Below are 21627 nucleotides of genomic sequence, written 5' to 3' on the forward strand. Positions count from 1 at the left end.
CACTCTCCGCATGTCCCCCCACACCGAAGTGATGTGATGACCGTGCACCCCACCTGGCACCGGCGCGCGCTCTTATGCGCCCTCGCCCTCCTCTGCTGGGGCGGTCTGGCCGCCCCCGCCGCCGGCGCTTCCGTTCCGGCCCCCACGCCGTCCGCCGCCGCGGCCGTGACCTTCTCCGACGAGTTCGACGGACCGGCCGGAGCCGCCGTCGACCCCGGCAAATGGCAGACCGAGACCGGCGACAACGTCAGCAACCACGAGCGGCAGTACTACACGGCGGGCAACCGCAACGCCGCCCTCGACGGTCAGGGCCACCTGGTCATCACCGCCCGCCGGGAAAACCCGGGCAACTACACCTGCTGGTACGGGCGCTGCGAGTACACGTCGGCCCGCCTGAACACCGCGGGCCGTTTCACGCAGACGTACGGACACGTCGAGGCGAGGCTCAAGGTGCCGCGGGGCCAGGGCATGTGGCCCGCCTTCTGGATGCTCGGCTACGACATCGGCCAGGTCGGCTGGCCGAACTCCGGCGAGATCGACGTGATGGAGAACGTCGGCTTCGAGCCCTCGACTGTACACGGAACCCTCCACGGGCCGGGCTATTCGGGCGCCGGCGGCATCGGGGCGGCGTACACCCTCTCCGGCGGCAAAGCCTTCGCGGACGCCTTCCACACCTTCGCCGTCGACTGGGCCCCCGACTCCGTCACCTGGTCCGTCGACGGCGTCGTCTACCAGCGGCGGACGCCCGCCGACCTGGGGGGTAGCAGCTGGGCGTTCAACAAGCCGTTCTTCCTGATCCTCAACCTCGCGGTGGGCGGCTACTGGCCGGGTGACCCCGACGGCAGCACGGCCTTCCCCCAGCAGCTGGTGGTGGACCACGTCCGCGTGACCTCGTCCGACGGCGGCCCCGACGGTCGGAGCGGCCAGATCAGCGGGCTCGCCGGCAAGTGTGTCGACGTCACCGCGGCGAACCCGGCCAACGGCACCCCGGTCCAGCTCTACGACTGCAACGGCACCACCGCCCAGCGGTGGACCCTCGGCTCCGACGGGACCGTACGGGCGCTCGGCAAGTGCCTCGACGTCGCGAGCGGCGCCGTCGCCGACGGATCCCCGGTCCAGCTCTACGACTGCAACGGGACCGGCGCCCAGCGGTGGGTGGTGTCCGGGGCCCACGACATCGTGAACCCACAGGCGAACAAGTGCCTCGACGTCCCCGCGGGCAACTCCGCCAACGGTACGCGGCTGCAGCTGTGGACCTGCACCGGAGCCGCCCAGCAGAAGTGGACCGTCCCCGCCGGCTGACCCCGGCCGGCCCCACTCCCCCAGCGGGCCGGGCCACGCAGCGCAACAGCGAGCGGCTCGGACGCGACGGGCGCGACGCCATGTGTACTGCAACGGGGGGAGGCGTGCGAGGCGTGCGACGGCCCGCGGGGGCGCGGGCCTCATCCTGACCTCTCGTACGGTCAGCACGTCCTCACCCGTTCGGCCGTTCTCACCCGCTGTGCGGTCCTCGCACCGCCCGGAACCCACGGAGAACCATGGCTGAGCCCGCCGCCCCCCAGGCCACCGCAGCGACGCTGCTGTGCCACCCCCGGTTGTGGCTGGTGCCCGCGGTCCTCACGGGGCTGCTCGCCCTGCTGCTGTCCCTGCTGTACATGGGCGGCATCGTCAACCCCAACCAGGAACTGCACGACCTGCCCATCGCCCTCGTCAACGACGACACCGGCAAGCCGCCGGCCGGGCAGAGGGAGAACCTCGGCGCACAGGTCACGGCCGCGATCGCGGCGGACACCGGGGGCGGCAAGGCCGGGTGGCGCGCGCTCACCCGCGCCCGGGCACAGGAACAGCTCGACTCAGGCAAGGTCTACGGCGCCCTGGTCGTCCCGGCCGGCTTCACGGACGCCGTCACCGCCCTCACCACCTCCGGGGCCGCCCGACAGCCGGCGATCACCGTACTCACCAACCCCGGCAAGGGCAGCCTCGGCTCCTCCCTCGCCGGCCAGATCACGACCAAGGCCGCGCACCAGGCGTCCTTGACCATCGGGAAACAGCTCACCGCGGCGGCCGGCGCGCAGGCGAGCCCCACCGTGAAGGTGCTGCTCGCCGACCCGGTGAACGTGATCACCCAGGTCGGCCACCCCATCGGCACCAGCAGCGGCCTCGGGCTGACGGCCTTCTACTACACCCTGCTGCTCGTGCTGGCCGGGTTCATGGGCGGCAACGTCATCAGCAACGGCGTCGACACCGCCCTCGGCTACGCGGACAACGAGATCGGCCCCTGGCACACCCGGCGCCCCACCGTGCCGATCAACCGCACCCAGACGCTGCTGCTGAAGATGGTGATGACCGCGGGCATCATGCTCGTCAGTGCCTCGCTGGTCCTCCTCGCCTGCGTCACCTTCCTCGGCATGGACGCGTCCCATCTGCCGCTGCTGTGGATCTACTCGTACTGCGCGGCCCTCGCCGTCGGCCTGGGCGTGCAGGCCATCAACGCCGCGTTCGGCGGGATCGGCCAGCTGGTGTCGATGTTCGTGTTCATCGTCCTGGGCCTGCCCTCGTCGGGCGCCACCGTGCCTCTGCAAGCGGTACCCGGCTTCTACCGCTTCCTGTCCCACTTCGAGCCCATGCGGCAGCTCAGCGACGGGGTGCGCGCGATCCTCTACTTCGACGCCCGCGGCGATGCGGGGCTCACCCGCTCCTGGGTCATGATCGTGCTCGGCGCCGTCCTCGCCCTGCTCTTCGGCTTCGCGATGACCGCGTACTACGACCGCAAGGGGCACAAGCGCCTCACCCCTCAGCCCGCCTGACCCCCCGGACCGGCGCGGTTCACCTTCCGACGGCGTTCATCGAGGCGGTCGCGGCGCCGCGAGGACGGCAGCGCTCGCGACGAGGATGGTGCTTGCAGTTCCCGCTCAAGGCCCCCTCGTCGGTCGGGTCGGTGCGGATCACAGCCGCTCAGTCGTGGGCGCCGACGTCCACGGGCGGTTCGGGGTCGGTGGAGGTCAGCTCCGGCTCCAAGCCGTCCGCCACCGCCGCGCGCGGCAGCCCGGTGTCGGCCCGCCAGGCCTGGAAGACGAGCGACGTGGCGGTGACCACGACAAGTCCCAGCAGCCAGCCGCCGACGACATCGCTCACCCAGTGCACGCCCAGTGCGACCCGGGTGTAGCCCACACCCACCACCGTGGTCACGGCGAGTACCCAGGCCAGCGGGCGCCAGGCCCGGGACACCATCGGGAGCAGGACCAGCAGCAGCACGGCGCAGGACGTGGTGGCCGTCATCGCGTGGCCGGAGGGGAAGGAGAAGCCGGGCGCGTGCGAGACCGGATCGGGCAGCTGCGGCCGGGCCCGCTCCACCGCGTTCTTGACCAGCAGGCCGATCTGGCTGCTGGAGAGGGCGGTGACGGCCGCCCACGCGGCCAGCCGCCAGGCACGGCGGATCAGCAGCCACACCACCAGCGCGGCCACGAGCAGCCGCATCGTGACCGGGTCCCACAGGACGCCCGTGAGGAACTCCAGCACGCGCACCCACGCCGGGTGGGCGAGGGCGCTCTCGTGCAGCCGCTGCGCCGCACCCCGGTCGAGCCGGTACAGCGGGGGCCACCCGGACTGGACGAGCACCAGGGCGAGGGCGAAGGGTACAGCCGCCACCGCGGCGGCGGCCGCGGCCAGGACCAGCCGGGTGCCGTAGGCCGCGTCGGGCCCGGAGTGGCGGGCGAGGAAGGCCCCGAGGGGCCGGACGGACCGGGCGGCCCACCGGGGTCGCCCGGGTTGCCGGGTGGTGCGCTGAGCCATGGTGGCGGCGCCTCCGTTCGGGTCGGAAGGGTCTGCGGTGGGCCGGGGCCGCCGGGCGCCGGGCGCTCAGACGCCCGGGTCCGGTGTGATCGGACCCTTGACCCCGGCGCGTACGGCTTCCAGTTGGGCGGCGAACGACAGCCCGAGGAAGAGGGCCATCGAGGTGAGGTAGGACCACAGCAGTAGGGACATGACCGCGCTGAGCGGCCCGTACACACTGTTGAAGGAGCCGCTCGCGCCGACGTACAGGCTCAGCCCCCACGTGGCCGTGAGCCACAGCACCAGGTAGACCACGGCGCCGAAGGCCAGCCAGGTGTAGCCGGGCTGGGCGCGGCGCGGGGAGAGCCGGAAGACCGCGCTCGTGGCCAGTACCGCCAGCAGGACCCCGACGGGCCAGCGCAGGATCTCCCACGCGCGGGTGGTGTCGGGGCCGAGCTGGTAGACCTCGGCCACCGCCCGCGTGAGGTCGTGACCGAGGACGGTGAGGATGAAGCTGAGCCCCAGCGGGAAGCCGGCCAGGGCGGCCATGAGCAGGCCGCGGGTGTATTTGCGCAGGAACGGCCGGTCACGCTCGTTGCCGTATATGCGGTTCGCGCCGCGCTCGACCTGGCAGAGCCCGGTGGTGACGTTGACCATGGAGAACAGCAGGCCGAGCCAGAGCGCGGCCTGGCCGCCGCCGCCCCCGTGGCGGCGGCTCTGGTCCAGGGCGTCGTCGACGAGATCCTGGCTGGGACCGCTGGTGGTCTGGCGGATCGTCAGCTCGACGACACGGCCGATCTCCTCGGAGTGCAGTACGCCGGACAGGCCGACGGCCGCGATGGCCAGCGGAACGAGGGTCAGTACGGTCTGGAGGGCGAGCGCGCGGGAGTGGCTGAAGCCGTCGGCGTAGCGGAAGCGCACGAAGGAGTCGCGCGCCAGGCTCCAGCCCCCGTAGCGGCGCAGGGCCGCCCAGGCCTCGTCGGCCGACAGCTCCTCACCCTCTACGTCGCGTCTCTGCGGAACCCGTGTCGCGGTGCCCATCGTCTCCCTGCCTGCCTGTGTCTGTCGTGGCGTGTGCCGTCCGGTACGGGAGTTCAGTGGTGCGGGGCGAGGCTCGGGCTCGGGTCCGCGCTCGGGTCCTCGTCGGCGCCGTCCCGCAGCCGCCCGCGCGCCGCGGGCAGCGCCGCGGGCAGCGCCGCGGGCCGTACGTCGCCGGGCAGCACCCGGGGCAGCCGTACGCGCAGGGCGCCCGGCTCGATCTCGGCGCTGAGGCGGGCGCCGGACGCGATGCCGTCCCCGTCGATCTCCCGGGGCTGCGGAGCGGCGCAGTGGATGTCGACCCGGGTGGCGCTGAAGTACTCCAGCGCGCCCCCTGCCGTGCCTCCTGCCGCTGCCCCTGCTCCGGGCCCGTCGGAGACCGGTTTCCGCAGGGCCCGCCCGGTGAGGTGGGCGGCGGCCGCCAGCCAGCCCGAAGGGCCCTCGGGTGCGAACAGCACCACGTCGAAGCGGCCGTTGTCCGCCCGGGCCTGCGGCAGCAGCGGCAGGCCGCCCTGGAGCACGCCGACATTGCCGATCACCGCCATCCGGGCCCGGCGCCGCAGCGGGCGCCCGCCGTCGAGCCGGATCGTCAGCCGGATCCCGGGGTCACCGAGGTGGCGCAGGGCCGACACGACGTAGGCGGCCCAGCCCAGCCGGGACTTCAGGCGCGGCGAGGTGTCCTGGACCATGGCCGCGTCGAAACCGACGCCCGCCATCACCACGAACCGGGTCGGCTCGATGCCGTCTCCCTGCACCCGGCCCACGTCGATGCCGTGGCTGTCGCCCGAGAGGGCCTGCTCCAGGGCGGTCACCGGGTCCAGGGCGAGCCCCAGGTTCCGGGCGAGGAGGTTGCCCGTACCGCACGGCACGACGGCCAGGTCGGTGCCGGAGCCCGCCAGTAGTTCGGCGCAGGCGCGGACCGTGCCGTCGCCCCCGCAGACCACGACGAGCACGACCGGCTCGGCGGCGAGCTCCGCGGCGAGCTCCCCGCACGGGAGTTCCTCGGTCGTCAGGATCCACCGCTGCTCGGCGATACCGTGCCGGTCCAGCACGGCCCGTACCCGGTCGGCGAGTTCGGCGTCGCATCCGTGCGGATGCCGCACGACGACGGTACGTCCGGCCCTCGGGGAGGCCGCGGAGGCCGTCCCCCGCGGCTCCGGGGCCCGGCGGTGGGCGGCCAGCAGGACAGTTCCGAGCACGGCCAGCGTCACCGCGCCGTTGAACAGGCCGCCCAGCACGTCGGAGGGGTGGTGCATCCCCCGGTACAGCCGGGACCCCGCCACCGCGAGCGGTACCAGCAGCAGGATCGCGGCGACGGGCCGGCGCCAGGAGCCGCGTACCCGCACCAGAGTGATCACGGCCAGGCCCCCGTACAGGGCCACGGATGCGCCGACGTGCCCCGAGGGGAAGCTGGAGGTGGGCGGCGCGAGGTCGAGGTGGGGCACGCCGGGGCGCGGCCGTTCCACGGCCATCGTCACGAGGAGGAACATCGCGGACTGGAGGGCGACCGAGCCGGCGAGGAACCCCGCATCGGCCCACCGCGGCGCCGACGGAACCAGCAGCAGCGCCAGCACGCAGACCAGCGTCAGACTGGTGACCACCTGGGTGCTCGCCAGCAGCGAGAACCACTCCGTGGCCCAGGTGGCGGCCGCCCCGCGGTGTGCGGCGAGGAACCGGTTGACCCCGTCCTCCGCGGACAGCGGCCAGTACCCGGCGAGTGGGCCGGTCACCGACCGGCCCACGGTCATCAGCAGCGCCACGTTCACTGGCAGTACCAGCAGGAGCCAGATCCGTCTCGCGGCCATGGGGCCGCTGCCGCGCGTCATGCGGCGACCGCCGTCGGCGCACAGGAGGCGACCTCCAGCTCACGGCGCGTACCAGCCGCGCCCCCGGACTCGCTCCCGCGCTCACTCTCACGCCCGTGTTCGTACAGCGCGCCGAGCTCCTCGTAGCGCAGGAGAAGTGCCTGCGCGCGGGTGGGGGAAGACATCACCGTGGAACCCCTTCAGTTCACCGAACGTTGTCCCCCGCTTGCCCGCGAATGACCCGCCGATGCGTCCCACCGGCTTGCGTCCCACCGCCGAGGCGCCGACGCAGCCGGGCCGGCCATCGCCCCACACGCCTCGCGGACTCGCCGCCCGGTCCGGGTGCGTCCCGCGTGCACACAGTTGGGGGTCCAACTGTGGTGGTCTCCCACATAGCTGCCTGACCTGGGCTTTCCTACGGTGTGGCGACACGGAATCGTCCCCTCACCCAGTCGGAAGTGGTATCCATGGCCGCCGCTGCATCCGCTCCCCCAACTCCCGCCAGCATCAAGCGCGTCGTCGCCGCGAGCCTCATCGGCACGACCATCGAGTGGTACGACTTCTTCCTCTACGGGACCGCCGCCGCGCTGGTCTTCAACAAGTTGTTCTTCCCCACCGCCGACCCGCTCACGGGGACGCTGATCGCGTTCCTCACCTACGCCATCGGGTTTCTGGCCCGGCCGCTCGGCGGTGTGGTGTTCGGGCACTTCGGGGACACGTTCGGGCGCAAGAAGCTGCTGGTGCTCAGCCTGCTGATGATGGGCGGGGCGACCTTCGCCATGGGGCTGCTGCCCACGCACGCCAGTATCGGGGTCGGCGCGCCGGTCCTGCTCACGCTGCTGCGGCTGGTCCAGGGGTTCGCCCTCGGCGGTGAGTGGGGTGGCGCCGTACTGATCGTCTCCGAGCACGGCGGCGACCGGCACCGCGGCTTCTGGGCCTCCTGGCCGCAGTCCGGAGCTCCCGGCGGGAACCTGCTGGCCACCGGGGTGCTCGCGCTGCTCGCCGCCGTGCAGTCGGACGCCACCTTCCTGGCCTGGGGATGGCGGATACCGTTCCTGCTGTCCGGTGTGCTGGTGGCCGTCGGACTGTGGATCCGGCTCTCCGTCTCCGAGTCGCCCGTCTTCCTCGCCGCCCAGGCCAAGGCCGCGGCGGAGAGCGCCGAGAACGGCGAGCATCCCGACCACGTTGAACGGGCGCCCGTCGTACGGGTGTTCCGCGAGGACTGGCGTCAGGTGCTCACCGCCATCGGCACCCGGTTTGGCGAGAACATCTCGTACTACGTCCTCACCTCCTTCCTCCTCGTGTACGTCACCGTGCACCTCGGCCTGCCCAAGACCACCGCGCTGGACGCGGTCCTGATCGGCTCCGCCGTCCACTTCGTCACCATCCCCGCGTGGGGCGCACTGTCCGACCGCGTCGGCCGCCGCCCGGTCACCCTCATCGGCTCGGCCGGGATGGCCGTGTGGGCGTTCGCCTTCTTCGCGCTCCTCGACACCAAGTCCCCCACCGTCATCACCCTGGCCGTCACGGCCGGGCTCCTGCTGCACGGGGCCATGTACGGACCGCAGGCGGCCTTCATCTCCGAGATGTTCGACACCAAGGTCCGCTACTCCGGGGCCTCGATGGGCTCGCAGCTCGCCTCGATCGTCGCGGGGGCCCTGGCGCCGATCATCGCCGTCGAGCTGCTCAAGGACTACGGCTCCTCGGTCCCGGTATCGATCTACCTGAGCGCGGCAGCCGTGATCACCACTCTTACGGTCGCCTTCGCGAAGGAGACCCGTGGCCGCGACCTGACGCGTACCGTGAGCCGCACCTCGGCGCCCGGCCCGCACGGCGCGGACAAGCCGGGCAGTACGGACGGCGCGAGTGGCACGGCCAGCACGAAGGGTACGAAGGGTGTGTCCGGGCTGTCGGACCGGGCCACCACACAGACCCGGCGCGCCGTCTGATCCGGCGCGTGCGGTGCACCGAAGGGGAGGACGGCCCGCATGACGACGGTGAGGACGGGAGGCACCGGACCGGTCGCGGGCACACCGCGGGCCCTGCTGGACCTGCTCGAACTGCTGGGCCGCGGAGCCCCGTCGGAGCACTTCGCCCGGCCCGCGGCGGCTGCCCGCGCGGCCGGGGCGGGCCCCGTGGAGCTGGAAATAGTCGAGGAGGCCACCCGGGTCGCCCTCGGCATCCGCCGCACCCTCGACCAGCACCGGCGCCGCGAGGCGGAGCTGACCGCGCTGTTCGACACCGCCGGGGACCTGGCGGCCCTGCGCGATCCGGACGCCGTACTGCGGGCCATCGTCCACCGGTCCCGGATGCTGCTGGGTACGGACGTCACCTACCTCACCCTCAACGACCCGGGCGCCGGGGACACATACATGCGGGTCACGGACGGCTCGGTCTCGGCCGCCTTCCAGCAACTGCGCCTGGGCATGGGGGAAGGGCTCGGCGGCCTGGTCGCGCAGACCGCCCGCCCGTACGCGAGCGCCGACTACCGCACCGACAGCCGCTTCAAGCACACACCGGCCATCGACAGCGGGGTGCGCGAGGAGGGGCTGCGCGGGATCCTGGGGGTGCCGCTGCGCGTGGGCGACCGGGTCATCGGAGTGCTGTACGCCGCCGACCGCACCGTCCGTGACTTCGCGCCCGAGGCCGTCGCCCTGCTCTCCTCGCTCGCCGACCACGCGGCCGTCGCCATCGACGGCGCGCGGCTGCTGGAGGAAACCCGGTCCGCACTGGTCGAGTTGAACGCGGCGAACGAGACCGTACGCGCGCACAGCGAGGCGATGCGGCTGGCCGCCGAGACACACGACCGGCTCACCGAACTGGTGCTGCGCGGCGCGGACACGGCCGATCTGGCCCGCGAGGTCGCCGCCCTGCTGGGCGGCGGGCTGGTGGTCCACGACCCGGACGGCGTCGAGCTGGCCCGGGTGGGATCGGAGCCGCCCGCCGTCCGGCCCGGCGTCCGCGGCCCGGTCGCCGCGCGGGCGGCGGGAGTCGCGGCCTCCCGCTCCGGTGGGCGCGCCGTCCCCGTGGACGGGATCTGGGTCTGCGCGGTGCTGGCCGGGCACGAACTCCTGGGCAGCATCAGCCTGTCCGGCCGGGCCGACCTCTCGGACTCCGAGCGCCGGCTCTTCGAACGCACCGCGCTGGTCACGGCGTTGCTGCTGATGCTGCGCCGGTCCACCGCCGAGGCCGAGGACCGGGTCCGCGGCGAGCTACTGGGTGATCTGCTGACCGCCGAGCACGGCGGCCGGGGCCGCGACAGCGGCAGCCGGACCCTGCGCGCCCGCAGGCTGGGGGTCGACCTGACCCGGCCGCACGCCGTTCTGGTGCTGCACTGCGACCCCGCGCTACGGGCCCGGCTGGCCGCGGAGGCGGGTCGCCGGGCGCGCTCCCTGAAGGGTCTCGCCGGGCTGTACGAGGGCCGGGTCGTCCTCGTCGCTCCGGCCGGGGCGGCTCCCGCCGGGGCGCCCGGCGCGTTGGCCCGGTCGCTGGCGGTGGAGCTGGGCGAGGGCCTGGGCTCCCCGGTGACCGTGGGGTCCGCCGGTCCCGAGCCGGGCCCCGCGTCCGGTCCACCGGCCGGGCCCGCGTCCGGTCCGACCGGGCCCGCCTCCGGTCCGGCCGGGCTGCCCGCCCTGTACGCCGAGGCGCTGCGCTGCCTGGAGGCCCTGCACGCCCTGGGGCACACCGGGCACGGCGCGGCCCTGCCCGACCTGGGGTTCCTCGGGATAATCCTGGGCGACCGCGGTGACGTGAGCGGGTACGTGGAGTTCGTACTCGGTCCCGTCCTCGACTACGACCGCCGACGGGGAACCGAACTGATCCGGACGCTGGAGGCGTACTACGCGCACGGCGCCAGCCTGGCCAAGGCCAAGGACGCGCTGCACGTCCACGTCAACACCGTCGTACAGCGGCTGGAGCGGATCCGGCGGCTCCTGGGCGAGACCTGGCACACCCCTTCGCGCGCCCTGGAAATCCAACTCGCCCTGCGCGTACACCGGGTGTCGGGCATCGCGAGGTACCCACCGCCGGAGCCGCCCGAGCCCCCGCGAGAACGGACCGGTGGCAGGGGGGAGACGCCATGGGCCGACTCGACGGCAAGGTAGCGGTGATCACGGGCGGTTCGGCCGGGATCGGTCTGGCGATCGCGCACCGGTTCGTACGGGAGGGCGCCCGGGTGTTCGTCACCGGCCGCCGCGAGGCCGAACTCGCCGCGGCCGTGCTCAAGTTGGGCCGGGCCGCGACCGGGGTTCCCGGCGACGCCGCCGAGGTCGCCGACCTGGACCGGCTCTTCGCCCGGGTCGCGGCCGCGGGCTCCCCCATCGACGTACTGGTCGCCAACGCGGGCGGCGGCGGCCCGGCGGGCGGCTTCGCGGACTGCACCGAGGAGCGGTTCGACTCCGTCTCGGACCTCAATTTCCGCGGCACCTTCTTCACCGTGCAGCGGGCCCTGCCGTACCTGCGGGACGGCGCCTCCGTCGTCCTGCTCGGGTCGGCCGCGGGCTCGGCGGCCTCCGCCCGCTACGGGGTCTACGCCGCCGCCAAGGCGGCCGTGCGCTCGCTGGCCCGCAGTCTCGCGCTGGAACTCGCGGGGCGGGGCATCCGGGTCAACGCCCTCAGCCCCGGCCCCGTCGAGACGCCCTCCCTGGCCGCGGCCCCGGCCGACCTGCGGGCCAGGGTCACGGCGGCGGTCCCGCTGGGGCGTGCCGGACGCCCCGAGGAGGTGGCCGCGGCCGCCCTGTTCCTCGCGTCCGCGGAGAGTTCGTTCATCACCGGGATCGAGCTGCCGGTGGACGGCGGCGCCGGTCAGGTCTGACCGGCCCCGGAATCCGGCCTGCCAGGCGGTGGTTGACCCCGGGTGCGCCCAGCACGCCGTCGAGCAGGGGCCCGGGGTCCGACCCGAGCCGCCGCGTGAGGCGGCGTACGCCTCAGGCCGTGACCGTGGGCGAGGACGAGGGCGGCGAGGGCGGTACGGGGGCGGCCCGGTCGGCGTACTCCTCCGTGATCTCGCGCGGGCCGAAGGGCCAGACCCTCTCGGTCTTCGACCAGATGAGGAAGGCGACGCAGCCGAGGGCCAGCCAGGCCAGCGACCATTCGATGGGGTGGCGGCCGGGCGCGTTCTTGTCGGCGTACCCGTAGATCACCAGCCAGCCGACGAGCGCGACGGCGCTCGGCAACGGGTACAGCCACATCCGGTACGGCCGCCGCAGGCCCGGCTGCCGCCTTGCGCAGCACGCTCGCCGCGAGGATCTGCGCCAGGGCCTGGACGATGGCTTCGTATGTGACAACCGGTTCAGGCACGGATTTCGTGAAGTGGATCAGCTGTGCTGACTGGTTGTCCTGCTCTCACCCGATCTGGTCCCGGTCTCAGCTTGCCGTAAAACCTGGGGTGGTCAGCGGGGTTCTTGTTCGGTTGCTCGCTTGTCTGTCTGATCTTCTGTGCCGAGCAGGGCGTTTCCGACCTCGTAGGTTGGCGCCTTCCGTGTGTCGCGTCGGCCGGGCGGACGGCCGGGGCCGGGACGGGAGGGTTTCAGCGCGTTCGTGAGGACGGGCAGTGATCTGCGAACTTGACGAAACCCCCGGCGGACGCGGCCGGGGGTGAGCTGGTGGGCGGCCAGGGGTTTCTCCCAGGGGCGCTTGAGGTCGTCGGCCAGGGGCCGGGCCAGGCGTAGTTGGGTGTAGACGGCCAGGACGAGAGCGGTCCAGCGATCGGCTGCGGCAGGAGAGCGCAGGCAGATGCTCGTCCAGCCCAGGTGTTGCTTCCAGTAGCGGAAGGTGTGCTCAAGATCGAATCTGCGCAGGAAGCACGACCAGGCGCTGTCGGCGAGGTCGGCGTCCGCGCCGGTGCGTGACCACCACAGCCACAGGGGCTTCGGGCTGCCGCCGGAGGGCAGACGGTCGACGTCCAGGCGGATCACCGTGCCGGGGAGGATGGGCAGTTCGGGTTCGGGGTGGTGCTGCCAGATCGTCTGCCGGTTGAACTTGGGGTGCAGGCGCTCGAAGCAGCGCACACGGACGTTCCCGTACTTGTCGAGGTTGCGGACGGGGTCGTGGGCGGGTGGTTGCCAGGTGTCGGGGTTGTGGAACTCGAAGCGCTCGCCGTGGCGCCGGGGCCGGCCGCCCTTCGCGCCGACGCCTCCGCCCGGGGGCGCGTCTTGATAGAGGACGCGGTCGCCGCGCAGGCGTACGCAGACCTCGACGGGCAGGTCGGCGAGCTGGTGGGCGAGGTAGGGGCCGTCGTAGCCGCAGTCGGTCACGATCCGGATCGGCGGGTCGCCCGCCGTCCAACGTCCCAGGGCGACGATCCGGCTCACGACACTGCGCAGCTGGTTGGCGGTGGCCTCTTGGAGGTGTTCGCCCGGGCGTAGGCGGCGGGCATCCAGGGGTGCGGTCCAGGAGGTGGGGCCGCTGGTCAGGGCGGCGACGACGGAGTAGCACCAGCCGGGGATCATCTCGTGGGCGCCCTCGGCGCGGCCGTAGGTATGACAGAAAGTGCGCTGGTCACTTGTGCCGGCGTCCGGGCGTAGCCAGGGGGTGGTGTCCACGGCGAGCACGATCCCGCCGCCGGGGCCACGCGGCAGGTCGTGCAGGGCGAAGGACCAGTTCAAGCGCTCGAAGTCGACACGGCCGTTGTTCATGGCGCGCTGGATGGAGCCGTGGGAACGGGCGTGTTCGGGCACGAGGCTGAGTTCGGCCAGGTTGCGTACCGGTCCCTCGCTGCACAGCACTGCGTCGGCGATCTCGAAGAGCGCATCGCCCCATCGCGTGAGGCAGGAGCGGACATCGACGCGGAACTCCTTGAGTTCACGCAAGGCCGCGTCGCGGGCACTGGGATCGGGCACACTGGGAGCGACGGCCGCGTCGGCCTTACTTGGTGTCACAACCTCAGGATTACGACGCGGCCGTCGTCTTGTCCGGCGTTTTCCCATGCGAGGAGCTCGAACAACGCCTGTTCGAGACCGCCAGGTTTTACGGCAAGCTCAAGTGATCTGGTCCGATTCGCTCGCCGTCTCAGTTGATCTGGTCCATCTGATGCGGTCGGTGGGTGTGTCCGGTCTCATCGGACCTGGTGGTGTCTCACCTGTCCCAGGTGGTCTGACCTTTGGGCGGTGGGCGCAGAGGTAGGTTCTGTGCAGGTTGCACAACTGAAGGGGGCCAGCTGTGGCAGAGATCGATGTACCGGGGCCGGACCGGACGTGGGATCCGGATTCGTCGCCGGGGGGCTCAGGGAGCGGCGGTTGGCCGAACGGAGAGTTGATCGGCGGCCGTTACCGGGTCGTGGAGCTGATCGGGCGGGGCGGTATGGGCCGCGTGTGGCGGGGCCGCGACGAGACGCTCGAGCGGGATGTCGCCGTGAAGGAGGTGATGTTCCCGCAGGGAATATCCGCCGATCAGCGGGCGATCCTTCTCCAGCGCGTCCTGCGTGAGGCGCGTGCGGCCGCGCAGTTGAACCATCCCGGGATCATCACCGTGCACGACGTGGTCGAGCACGCGGGCGCGCCCGTGATCGTCATGGAGTATGTGGCCGGAATGTCCCTGGCCGCAGCGATCGAGCAGAGCGGTGGGCTGCCGGTCCGAAGGGTTGCGGAGATCGGTGCGGCGATACTGCGCGCGCTCAGCCGCGCCCACGCCGCGGGGATCATCCACCGTGACCTCAAGCCGGACAACGTCCTGCTGATGGACGACCGGGTGATCATCACTGACTTCGGTATTGCGCATATGGTGGATTCCACGATGGCGCTCACCCACACCGGTACGCTCATCGGCACGCCCGCCTACATGGCCCCAGAGCAGCTCACCGGTCAGTCTCCCGCGCCCGCAACGGACCTGTGGTCGCTCGGGGCGACGCTGTACTGCGCGGTGGAGGGCGAACCCCCGTTCAGTGCCGAGACATTCACCGCGCTGTGCATCGCTGTGGTCACCGCGATGCCGCGCCCTGCACTGCGCGCGGAGGGCCTGTTGGTGGTCCTCACTGGGCTGTTGACGAAGGATCCGGTACAGCGTGCCGGGGCGGCGCAGGCGCTGGCGGCGCTGGAAGAGGTGTCGCGGACGGGCGGGGCCGACTACGTACCGACGCGCGTCGACACCCCGCCGGTGCCGAGCATGGGGCCTGCGGGGCCTGGCGCCCCCAACGTCCCCGCGCCCGCCCGACCGAACCAGCCACCGCCCAGCCCCGGTTACCTGTCCGGCCCGCGACCGCCTGGCCCGCCCCGGTCCGGCCCGCTGCTGATCGGCCGTGCTGGCGTGGCCCTGATACTCCTTGCCGTCGGGCTGGTGACCGCGCTGGTCTGGCCCGGCTGGCTTGTCCACAACCCGGGCCCGGGAAAGGACAGCGCGATGTCGACCGCGACCACGCTCGCGGACGGGATCCAATCCCGGAACGCCGTCACCCTGCACGCCGTCATCTGTCCCAACGCTGATCCGTACGTGACGGCCTTCGAACAGCGGGTCTTGCACCAGTACTACCTCGCCAACGTCGAGGGCACGCCAACGGTCAACGGCACGAAGGCCCAGGCGAAACTGTCCTTGGAGCAGAATGGACAGACCAGCACCTGGACCGTCGAACTCGCCCCCCTCAGCGCCCGCGCATGGTGCGTCGCAGACGTTCACATGTGATGTGCCGCCAGCGTCGTAGCGACCAACTCGTCCAGTCTTCTGCGGCGTGACTCGTCGACCAGATGGCTTTGTCTGCTTGAGTCGGCAGGCACGGATTTCGTGAAGTGGATCAGCCGTGCTGACTGGTGGTCACGCTCGGTGCTCGACGGCTGGCGGCGGTCAGCAGGAGGCGCTTGCGTAGCAGTGGCAGCTTGGCCCGGCCGAACATGCCGCGCTTGAGGGCTTTGATGTCGTTGACGCGGCCTTCGACGGGGCCGGAGGACCAGTCGGTGCTCAGGCCGAAGACGACGGCGTCCAGGTCGGTGAGCATTCCGGAGGCGAAACCGGCCAGGCCGGACTGCTTGTCGGCGCAGGCGTCGGAGATCCAGCCGGGGAGTTCGCGGCCCCAGCGGTTGACCATGATGTCGGCGAAGGAGCCGACGTGGCTGGCGGCGGCTGTGAGTTCGGGTGAGCGCGCCAGCAGGGCCTTGAGCTGCAGTTACTCCTCTTCGCGCAGGTGGTCGGGGTGGCTCATGATCCATCCGGTCGCCTGGCGCGGTGACGGCGGCCGGACCATCGGGGGCCGTCCCTGCGGCGGGTTGCGCCGCGGCCTCAGGGGGTGGACGTACTCGCGCAGCGCCTGGTAGCTGCAGCGCACGCCGAGTTCGATCAGCTCGCGGTGCAGCTGGGACAGGTTGGTGCAGCCCTCGGCGATGCGTTGCTCCAGGTAGGGGCGGTGGGGGGCGAGCTTGCTGGTCCGGTCCTGCCACTGGCCGTGGAGCATCGCCTCGGGGGGTGGCGGCGCGGGCGTACTTGCGGACCGTGCCGCGTCCCAGGCCGAGCCGGCGGGCGATCTCCCGCTGACTGTGGCCCTGGGCTGCCTGGGCGCGGACGGCGGCGTGGGTGTCGCGGAGCCGGTCCAGGAACTTCCCCTCCGGGTAGGCGGCGGACGGAAGGTCGTCGGCCGGGGCCGGTCCGGGCTCCGGTCCGGCCCCGGGCTGCGGCGGGGGTTCGACGAGGTCGCGGAGCAGGGCGCGGTGGTGGGAGACCAGGCGTTCGACGGCTTCGCCGAGGTTGTGCCACAGGTGCCATTTGTCGGCGCAGTGCTGGGCCTGAGGGGCACCGGTGCGCGCTCCCTCGGCGAAGAACGTCGCACGGTCGCGGCAGACGATCTCGATGCCGGGGTGCTCGCGCAGCCAGGCGGCCAGGGTCTCGGCCTCCCGGTCGGGCAGCAGGTCAAGCGGCTGGCGGGTCTCGCAGTCGATCAGGACGGTGCCGTACCGGTGGCCCTTCCTGGTCGCGAACTCGTCCACCCCCAGCACCCGCGGCACCTGCCAGGCCGGGTCCGGCAGCGCCATGACCACCCGCAGCACGGTCATCCGACTGACCGCGATGCCCAGCACGAGCGCCAGCCGGGCCACCGCGCGGGCGGCCAGGACCGTGCCCAGCGCGCCGACGATCCGCTGCAGGACAGGCGTGCGCCGCCCGTAACGGCTGGTCAGCCCGTCGACCTGCTCGACGAAGGTCACCCGCTCGCAGTCGCTGTTGTCGCAGAACAGCCGGCGCACCGACAACTCGATCAGCACCGGCCGGACGCCGACCGGCGCGTCAGCGATCGTGCGCCCGTAGCGGCTGTGCTCCCGCACCGACGACACCCCGCACCCCGGACAGGCCACCGCCGTCCCGCTCCTGGTGCTCGCCGCGATCCCCAGCACGCCGCTCTCCACCACCACGTGCTCCACCAGCACCACCGTCAGGTGCGGGAACACCATCTCCAGCAAAGACTCACACACTCACAGGATGAACGCCTTCATGGCGGAGCGTCACCGGCGCACGGAAGCACGACCCTGCTTCACGAAATCCGTGCCTGAACCCGAAACCACCTACAAAGCCATGTTGTAGCCGAGGTAGTCGTAGATGCCGATGGTGAGGCCGCCCGCGAAGCCGATCCAGAACGTGCCGCTGGTGAACTCGAAGGCCCCGGCCGGGTAGGTGAAGGCGAGGCCCGCGTCGAAGTGGGTGGCGGCGGCGATGATCACCAGGGCCACCGAGGCGATCATCACCACCCACATCACGGCGGTGATCTTCGCGATGTGTTCGATGCCCCGCCACAGCAGGAGCACCACCAGGGCGATGACGCCGAGGCCGAGCAGATCACCCGCGCCCTGACCCAGACCCGGGGCGAGGTAGCCGAGGTACTGGACGAAGCCGACGACCCCCGTGGACATGATCAGCGGGATGAACAGCATCGCCGTCCACACGAACAGGAACGGCATCAGCCGTCCGCTGCGGTACTGGAAGGCCTGCTTGAGGTAGACGTAACTGCCGCCGGAGCCGGGCATCGAGGCACCCAGCTCGGCCCAGATCAGGCCGTCGGCGAGGGCGAGCAGCGCACCGGCGAGGAAGCCGATGACCGCCTGCGGGCCGCCGAACGCGGCGACCATCAACAGGATGGTGACGAAGGGGCCGATCCCACACATCTGGCTCATGTTGATGGCGGTGGCCTGGAAGAGGCCGATCCGGCGGACGAACCCACCGGGCGGCGCGCGGATGACGCGGGTGACGGCGGGCGCGGCGCTGCGGACATGAGAGTTCTCCCGGGGATCACGAGGGGGAAGAAGATCTGCTGCCGGTCCGCCGCAGGGTTCACGAAGGCGCCGGGCGTGCTTAAGTTAAGGATCCTTACTTAAGCCGTCAAGGGGTTCTGGTGGGTCTCTGGGAGTTCTCCCGACGACGGCCCGGCCGCCGCCCGCCCCGGAAGATGCGTGAGAATGGTGCGATGACCAGCAGCGACGAGGCGGCCGACCGCACCTGGAGCCCGCAGCAGCTGCGCGGCGCCAACGAACGGCTGCTCCTGGACCGGCTGCGCGCCGAGGGCCCGGCCTCACGTGCCGAACTCGCCCGCGTCACCGGCCTGTCCAAGCCCACCGTCTCCAGCGCGCTGGCCGCGCTCGAAGCCGCCGGACTGGTCCGCGAGGCGGGCACGCACACCCCCGAGCGCGGCCGTTCCGCCGTCCTCTACGCCCCGGACGCGAGCGCGGGGTACGCCCTCGGCATCGACATCGGCCGCGCCTGGCTGCGCGTCGCCCTCGCCGACCTCGCCGGTACGGTCGTCGCGCGCTCCGAGGTCCGCAACCCCGCCCGCACCTCCGCGGCCATGGCCGGCCTGGTGGTGGCCACCGCCCGCGAACTCATCGCCGGATCGGGCGTCCCGGCCGCGAAGGTCGCCCAGGCCGCGGTGGGCACCCCCGGCGTCTACGATCCCGCCACCCGCCGCGTGCGCTACGCGCAGCACCTGCCCGGCTGGGGGCGGGCCGGGCTCTTCGACCGGATGACCCGGGACCTCGGGGTCCCCCTCGCCGTCCACAACGACGCGAACCTCGCCGCGCTCGGCGAGTACGCCTTCGGCGCCGGAGCGGGCAGCAAGCTGTTCGTGTACATCATGATCGGCACCGGCCTCGGCATGGGCGTGGTCGCCGAGGGGCGGCTCTTCACGGGCGCGCACGGCGGCGCGGGCGAGATCGGCTTCCTCCCCTGGCCCGGGCGCCACGGCCCCGACACGCCCGGCACCGACACGCAGGACCCCGACCCGGGCACCCCGGACACCCTGGAGGACGCGGTCTCCGGGGACGCCGTCGTGGCGGCTGCCCGCGCCCACGGCATGTCGGGCCCGCTCACCGCGAAGGGCGTCTTCGACGCCGCCCGCGCAGGGGACTGCGCCGCGGTCCGGGCGGTCGAACTGGAGGGCCGGCGCCTCGCCCACACGGTCGCGGCCGTCGCCGCCGTGCTCGACCCCGACCTCGTGGTGCTGGGCGGCGGCGTCGGCCACGGCGCCGACCTGCTGCTGCGGACCGTACGGGAGACCCTGCGCACCCTCACGCCGCTGCGCCCGAAGGTGGCGCCGAGCGCGCTCGGCGAGGACGCGGTGCTGCTGGGGGCGCTGGCCACCGCCCTGGAGACCGCGCGGGAGCTGACCTTCACCCGCCGCTCCCCCGCACCCGCGAAAGCGCCCCCCGCCGACTGACCCCCGGCCGACACCGCCGGACTCCCGGCCGCCCACCGGCGGATCCCCGGCCGATCCCGGCTCCCGGTATCACTGACGTGTCGTCAGTAGAGTCGGGGCAGCCGCGGCCACCGCTCCGCGGCACGTCCGCCCACCCCACCGGGAGATGCCCATGAGGATGCTGATCAACAGTCCCGAGACCGTCGTCGCCGACGCGCTGCGCGGGCTGGCCGCCGCCCATCCCGAGCTGGACGTGGACGTGGAGCGGCGCATCGTCGTACGGCGTGACGTGCGCGGCGGCGGCCGCGTCGGGGTGGTCTCCGGCGGCGGGTCGGGGCACGAGCCGCTGCACGCCGGGTTCGTCGGGTACGGGATGCTCTCCGCCGCGTGTCCCGGGGAGGTGTTCACCTCGCCCGTGCCGGATCAGATGGTCCGGGCGGCGGCCGCCGTCGACAGTGGCGAGGGGGTGCTGTTCATCGTCAAGAACTACACGGGCGACCTGCTCAACTTCGAGATGGCCGCCGAACTCGCCGAAGAGGACGGCATCCGCATCGAGCGGGTGCTGGTCGATGACGACGTCGCCGTCACCGACAGCCTCTTCACGGCCGGCCGGCGCGGCACCGGGGCCACGCTCTTCGTCGAGAAGATCGCCGGAGCCGCCGCCGAGGAGGGCGCGCCGCTGGAGCGGGTCGCGGCGATCGCCCGGCGCGTGAACGGTTCCTCGCGGAGCTTCGGGGTGGCGCTGAGCCCCTGCACCACGCCCGCCAAGGGCAGCCCCACCTTCACCCTGCCGGAGGGCGAGCTGGAACTGGGCATCGGCATCCACGGCGAGCCCGGGCGGGAGCGGCGCCCGATGATGACGGCCCGGGCGATCGCGGAGGTCGCGGTGGGCGCCGTACTGAGTGAACTGGACGAGGTGGGTCCGGCCGACGGGCCGGTGATCGCGCTGGTCAACGGGATGGGGGCGACCCCGCTGCTGGAGCTGTACGGGTTCCACGCCGAGGTGGCCCGGATCCTCGCGGAGCGGGGCGTCCCGGTGGCCCGCGCCCTGGTCGGGAACTACGTGACGGCGCTGGACATGGCGGGGTGCTCGGTCACCCTGTGCCGCGCCGACGAGGAGCTGCTGCGGCTCTGGGACGCGCCCGTGCAGACCGTCGCGCTGCGCTGGGGCCGCTGAGCGGGCGGGCGGGAGCCGGGAACGTAGGGTGATGAGGTCCGGCATGACGGGTGATCAGCTGCGAGGAGATCCAGTGGGAGACGCGGAGTTGCGGGATTCGGGATCGCGCGGCGCGGGGTCGCGCGGTACGGGTCCGCGCGGTACGGACGTGCGGGACGCCGACTTCTCCAGGCGCTGGCTGGGCGCCGTGACCGGGTCCGTGGAGCGCGAGGCGGAACGGCTGACGGAGCCGGACTCCCCCATCGGGGACGCCGATCACGGCACCAACCTGCTGCGCGGCTTCCAGGCGGTACGGGCCGAACTGGACGCCCAGCAGCCGCGGTCGCCCGGGGCGGTGCTCCAGCTGGCCGGGCGCACGCTGATCTCCACGGTCGGCGGGGCGTCCGGCCCGCTCTACGGAACCCGGCTCCGGCGCACCGGCAAGGAACTCGGCGACGCCGCGGAGGTCTCCGACGAGGAGCTGCGCAAGGCCCTGTACGCGGGGGTGGGCGCGGTCGCGCAACTGGGCGGCGCCGCCCCGGGAGACAAGACGACGCTGGACGCGCTGGTTCCCGGGGTGGCGGCGCTGCGTACGTCGTACCGCGCGGCGGCGGTGGCGGCGCTGAACGGGGCACTGGCGACCGTACCGCTCCAGGCCCGCAAGGGGCGCGCGAGCTACCTGGGCGAGCGGAGCATCGGGCACCAGGATCCGGGAGCCACCTCGGCGGCCCTGCTCCTCGACGCCCTCGCGGACACCGCCGGGGATCCGGATGCCACCAGGGATCCGGATGCCACGGGCGAAGCGGACGCCTCCGGGAGCGGGCGGTGAGCGGGGCGCTCGTCGGGATCGTACTGGTGTCGCACAGCGCGGCGGTCGCCCGGTCGGTGATGGACCTGGCGTGCGCGATGGTGGCGGACGGCCCCCCGGTGCCGGTGGCCGCCGCGGGCGGCACGCCGGACGGCGGGCTGGGCACGAGCGCCGAGCTGATCGTCGCGGCGGCCCGCTCGGTGGACCAGGGCGCCGGAGTGGCGCTGATCGCGGACCTCGGCAGCTCCGTACTGACCGTCAAGGCGCTCCTGGTGGACGAGGAGCTGCCGCCGGGTTCACGGCTGCTGGACGCCCCGTTCCTGGAGGGCGCGGTGGGGGCGGTGGTGACCGCCGCCACCGGCGCCCCGCTGGACGCCGTGGCCTCCGCCGCGGGCGAGGCCTACGCCTACCGCAAGGTGTGACCCGGCGCCCCGGCTCCGGGCCGCGCCGCTGA

General features: G+C 72.8%; 17 protein-coding genes and 3 pseudogenes. 10 read left to right on the top strand and 10 right to left on the bottom strand.

Going from position 1 to position 21627, the window contains the following annotated elements; all coding sequences use genetic code 11:
• The first annotated feature begins 36 nt into the window (after positions 1-36).
• Together QMF80_RS29075 and QMF80_RS29080 are read left to right on the top strand one after the other, a co-directional pair.
• A complete protein-coding gene (locus tag QMF80_RS29075; RefSeq protein WP_283458573.1) occupies positions 37-1302 on the top strand; it encodes an RICIN domain-containing protein in 1266 nt (421 codons plus the stop codon).
• 236 nt (positions 1303-1538) lie between these two features.
• Positions 1539-2807, top strand: a complete 1269-nt coding sequence (locus QMF80_RS29080; RefSeq protein WP_283458575.1) for a YhgE/Pip domain-containing protein — start codon at positions 1539-1541, stop codon at positions 2805-2807.
• Between the two features lie 148 nt (positions 2808-2955).
• Here the strand turns inward: QMF80_RS29080 and QMF80_RS29085 are convergent, their stop codons facing one another.
• From QMF80_RS29085 to QMF80_RS29100, 4 genes are all read right to left on the bottom strand, one after another.
• Positions 2956-3792 (bottom strand): phosphatase PAP2 family protein, encoded by an 837-nt coding sequence (locus QMF80_RS29085; protein WP_283458576.1) that lies wholly within the window; start codon positions 3790-3792, stop codon positions 2956-2958.
• A gap of 66 nt (positions 3793-3858) precedes the next feature.
• Complete coding sequence (locus QMF80_RS29090; protein WP_283458578.1) at positions 3859-4812, bottom strand: YihY/virulence factor BrkB family protein; 954 nt, start codon at positions 4810-4812, stop codon at positions 3859-3861.
• A 53-nt stretch (positions 4813-4865) separates the two neighbouring features.
• Complete coding sequence (locus tag QMF80_RS29095; protein ID WP_283458580.1) at positions 4866-6635, bottom strand: bifunctional phosphatase PAP2/diacylglycerol kinase family protein; 1770 nt, start codon at positions 6633-6635, stop codon at positions 4866-4868.
• On the bottom strand, positions 6632-6799 hold the full coding sequence (locus QMF80_RS29100) for a hypothetical protein (protein WP_283458582.1): 168 nt from the start codon (positions 6797-6799) through the stop codon (positions 6632-6634). The genes QMF80_RS29095 and QMF80_RS29100 overlap by 4 nt, the downstream gene beginning before the upstream one ends.
• A gap of 282 nt (positions 6800-7081) precedes the next feature.
• Here QMF80_RS29100 and QMF80_RS29105 point away from each other — a divergent pair, with 282 nt between their 5' ends.
• Genes QMF80_RS29105 through QMF80_RS29115 form a run of 3 tightly spaced genes read left to right on the top strand, consistent with a single transcriptional unit; the run spans position 7082 to position 11427 of the window.
• On the top strand, positions 7082-8563 hold the full coding sequence (locus QMF80_RS29105; RefSeq protein ID WP_283458584.1) for an MFS transporter: 1482 nt from the start codon (positions 7082-7084) through the stop codon (positions 8561-8563).
• 39 nt (positions 8564-8602) lie between these two features.
• Complete coding sequence (locus QMF80_RS29110; protein WP_283458586.1) at positions 8603-10717, top strand: helix-turn-helix domain-containing protein; 2115 nt, start codon at positions 8603-8605, stop codon at positions 10715-10717.
• Complete coding sequence (locus tag QMF80_RS29115; RefSeq protein WP_283458587.1) at positions 10693-11427, top strand: SDR family NAD(P)-dependent oxidoreductase; 735 nt, start codon at positions 10693-10695, stop codon at positions 11425-11427. The genes QMF80_RS29110 and QMF80_RS29115 overlap by 25 nt, the downstream gene beginning before the upstream one ends.
• A gap of 112 nt (positions 11428-11539) precedes the next feature.
• On the opposite strand, the pseudogene QMF80_RS29120 reads toward QMF80_RS29115, so the two are convergent.
• Positions 11540-11888 (bottom strand): annotated as a pseudogene (locus QMF80_RS29120) (amino acid permease); the annotation flags it as partial.
• A gap of 116 nt (positions 11889-12004) precedes the next feature.
• Positions 12005-13423, bottom strand: a complete 1419-nt coding sequence (locus QMF80_RS29125) for an NF041680 family putative transposase (RefSeq protein ID WP_502962947.1) — start codon at positions 13421-13423, stop codon at positions 12005-12007.
• A gap of 349 nt (positions 13424-13772) precedes the next feature.
• On the opposite strand from QMF80_RS29125, the gene QMF80_RS29130 reads away from it, so the two are divergent.
• A complete protein-coding gene (locus tag QMF80_RS29130) occupies positions 13773-15227 on the top strand; it encodes a serine/threonine-protein kinase (protein WP_283458589.1) in 1455 nt (484 codons plus the stop codon).
• Between the two features lie 109 nt (positions 15228-15336).
• On the opposite strand, the gene QMF80_RS29135 is transcribed toward QMF80_RS29130, so the two are convergent.
• The 4 genes and pseudogenes from QMF80_RS29135 to QMF80_RS29150 all read right to left on the bottom strand — a co-directional run.
• On the bottom strand, positions 15337-15627 hold the full coding sequence (locus tag QMF80_RS29135; protein ID WP_283458608.1) for a hypothetical protein: 291 nt from the start codon (positions 15625-15627) through the stop codon (positions 15337-15339).
• Between the two features lie 78 nt (positions 15628-15705).
• Positions 15706-15990 (bottom strand): hypothetical protein, encoded by a 285-nt coding sequence (locus QMF80_RS29140; RefSeq protein ID WP_283458610.1) that lies wholly within the window; start codon positions 15988-15990, stop codon positions 15706-15708.
• 70 nt (positions 15991-16060) lie between these two features.
• Positions 16061-16978: pseudogene (locus tag QMF80_RS29145) on the bottom strand (ISL3 family transposase); the annotation flags it as partial.
• Between the two features lie 123 nt (positions 16979-17101).
• Positions 17102-17758 (bottom strand): annotated as a pseudogene (locus QMF80_RS29150) (APC family permease); the annotation flags it as partial.
• Between the two features lie 227 nt (positions 17759-17985).
• Here QMF80_RS29150 and QMF80_RS29155 point away from each other — a divergent pair.
• The 4 genes from QMF80_RS29155 to QMF80_RS29170 all read left to right on the top strand — a co-directional run bounded on the left by QMF80_RS29155 (position 17986) and on the right by QMF80_RS29170 (position 21595).
• Entirely contained in the window at positions 17986-19230 is a 1245-nt protein-coding gene (locus QMF80_RS29155) for an ROK family protein (RefSeq protein WP_283458590.1), read from the top strand.
• A 151-nt stretch (positions 19231-19381) separates the two neighbouring features.
• Positions 19382-20386 carry a dihydroxyacetone kinase subunit DhaK gene (gene dhaK, locus QMF80_RS29160; RefSeq protein ID WP_283458591.1) on the top strand — a complete coding sequence of 335 codons (1005 nt, stop codon included), beginning with the start codon at positions 19382-19384 and terminating at the stop codon, positions 20384-20386.
• 148 nt (positions 20387-20534) lie between these two features.
• Entirely contained in the window at positions 20535-21194 is a 660-nt protein-coding gene (dhaL, locus tag QMF80_RS29165) for a dihydroxyacetone kinase subunit DhaL (protein ID WP_283458606.1), read from the top strand.
• Positions 21191-21595, top strand: a complete 405-nt coding sequence (locus QMF80_RS29170) for a PTS-dependent dihydroxyacetone kinase phosphotransferase subunit DhaM (RefSeq protein ID WP_283458592.1) — start codon at positions 21191-21193, stop codon at positions 21593-21595. The genes dhaL and QMF80_RS29170 overlap by 4 nt, the downstream gene beginning before the upstream one ends.
• The last annotated feature ends 32 nt before the right edge of the window (positions 21596-21627 follow it).

The sequence above is a fragment of the Streptomyces sp. G-G2 genome (assembly GCF_030063135.1).
Classification (GTDB): domain Bacteria; phylum Actinomycetota; class Actinomycetes; order Streptomycetales; family Streptomycetaceae; genus Streptomyces.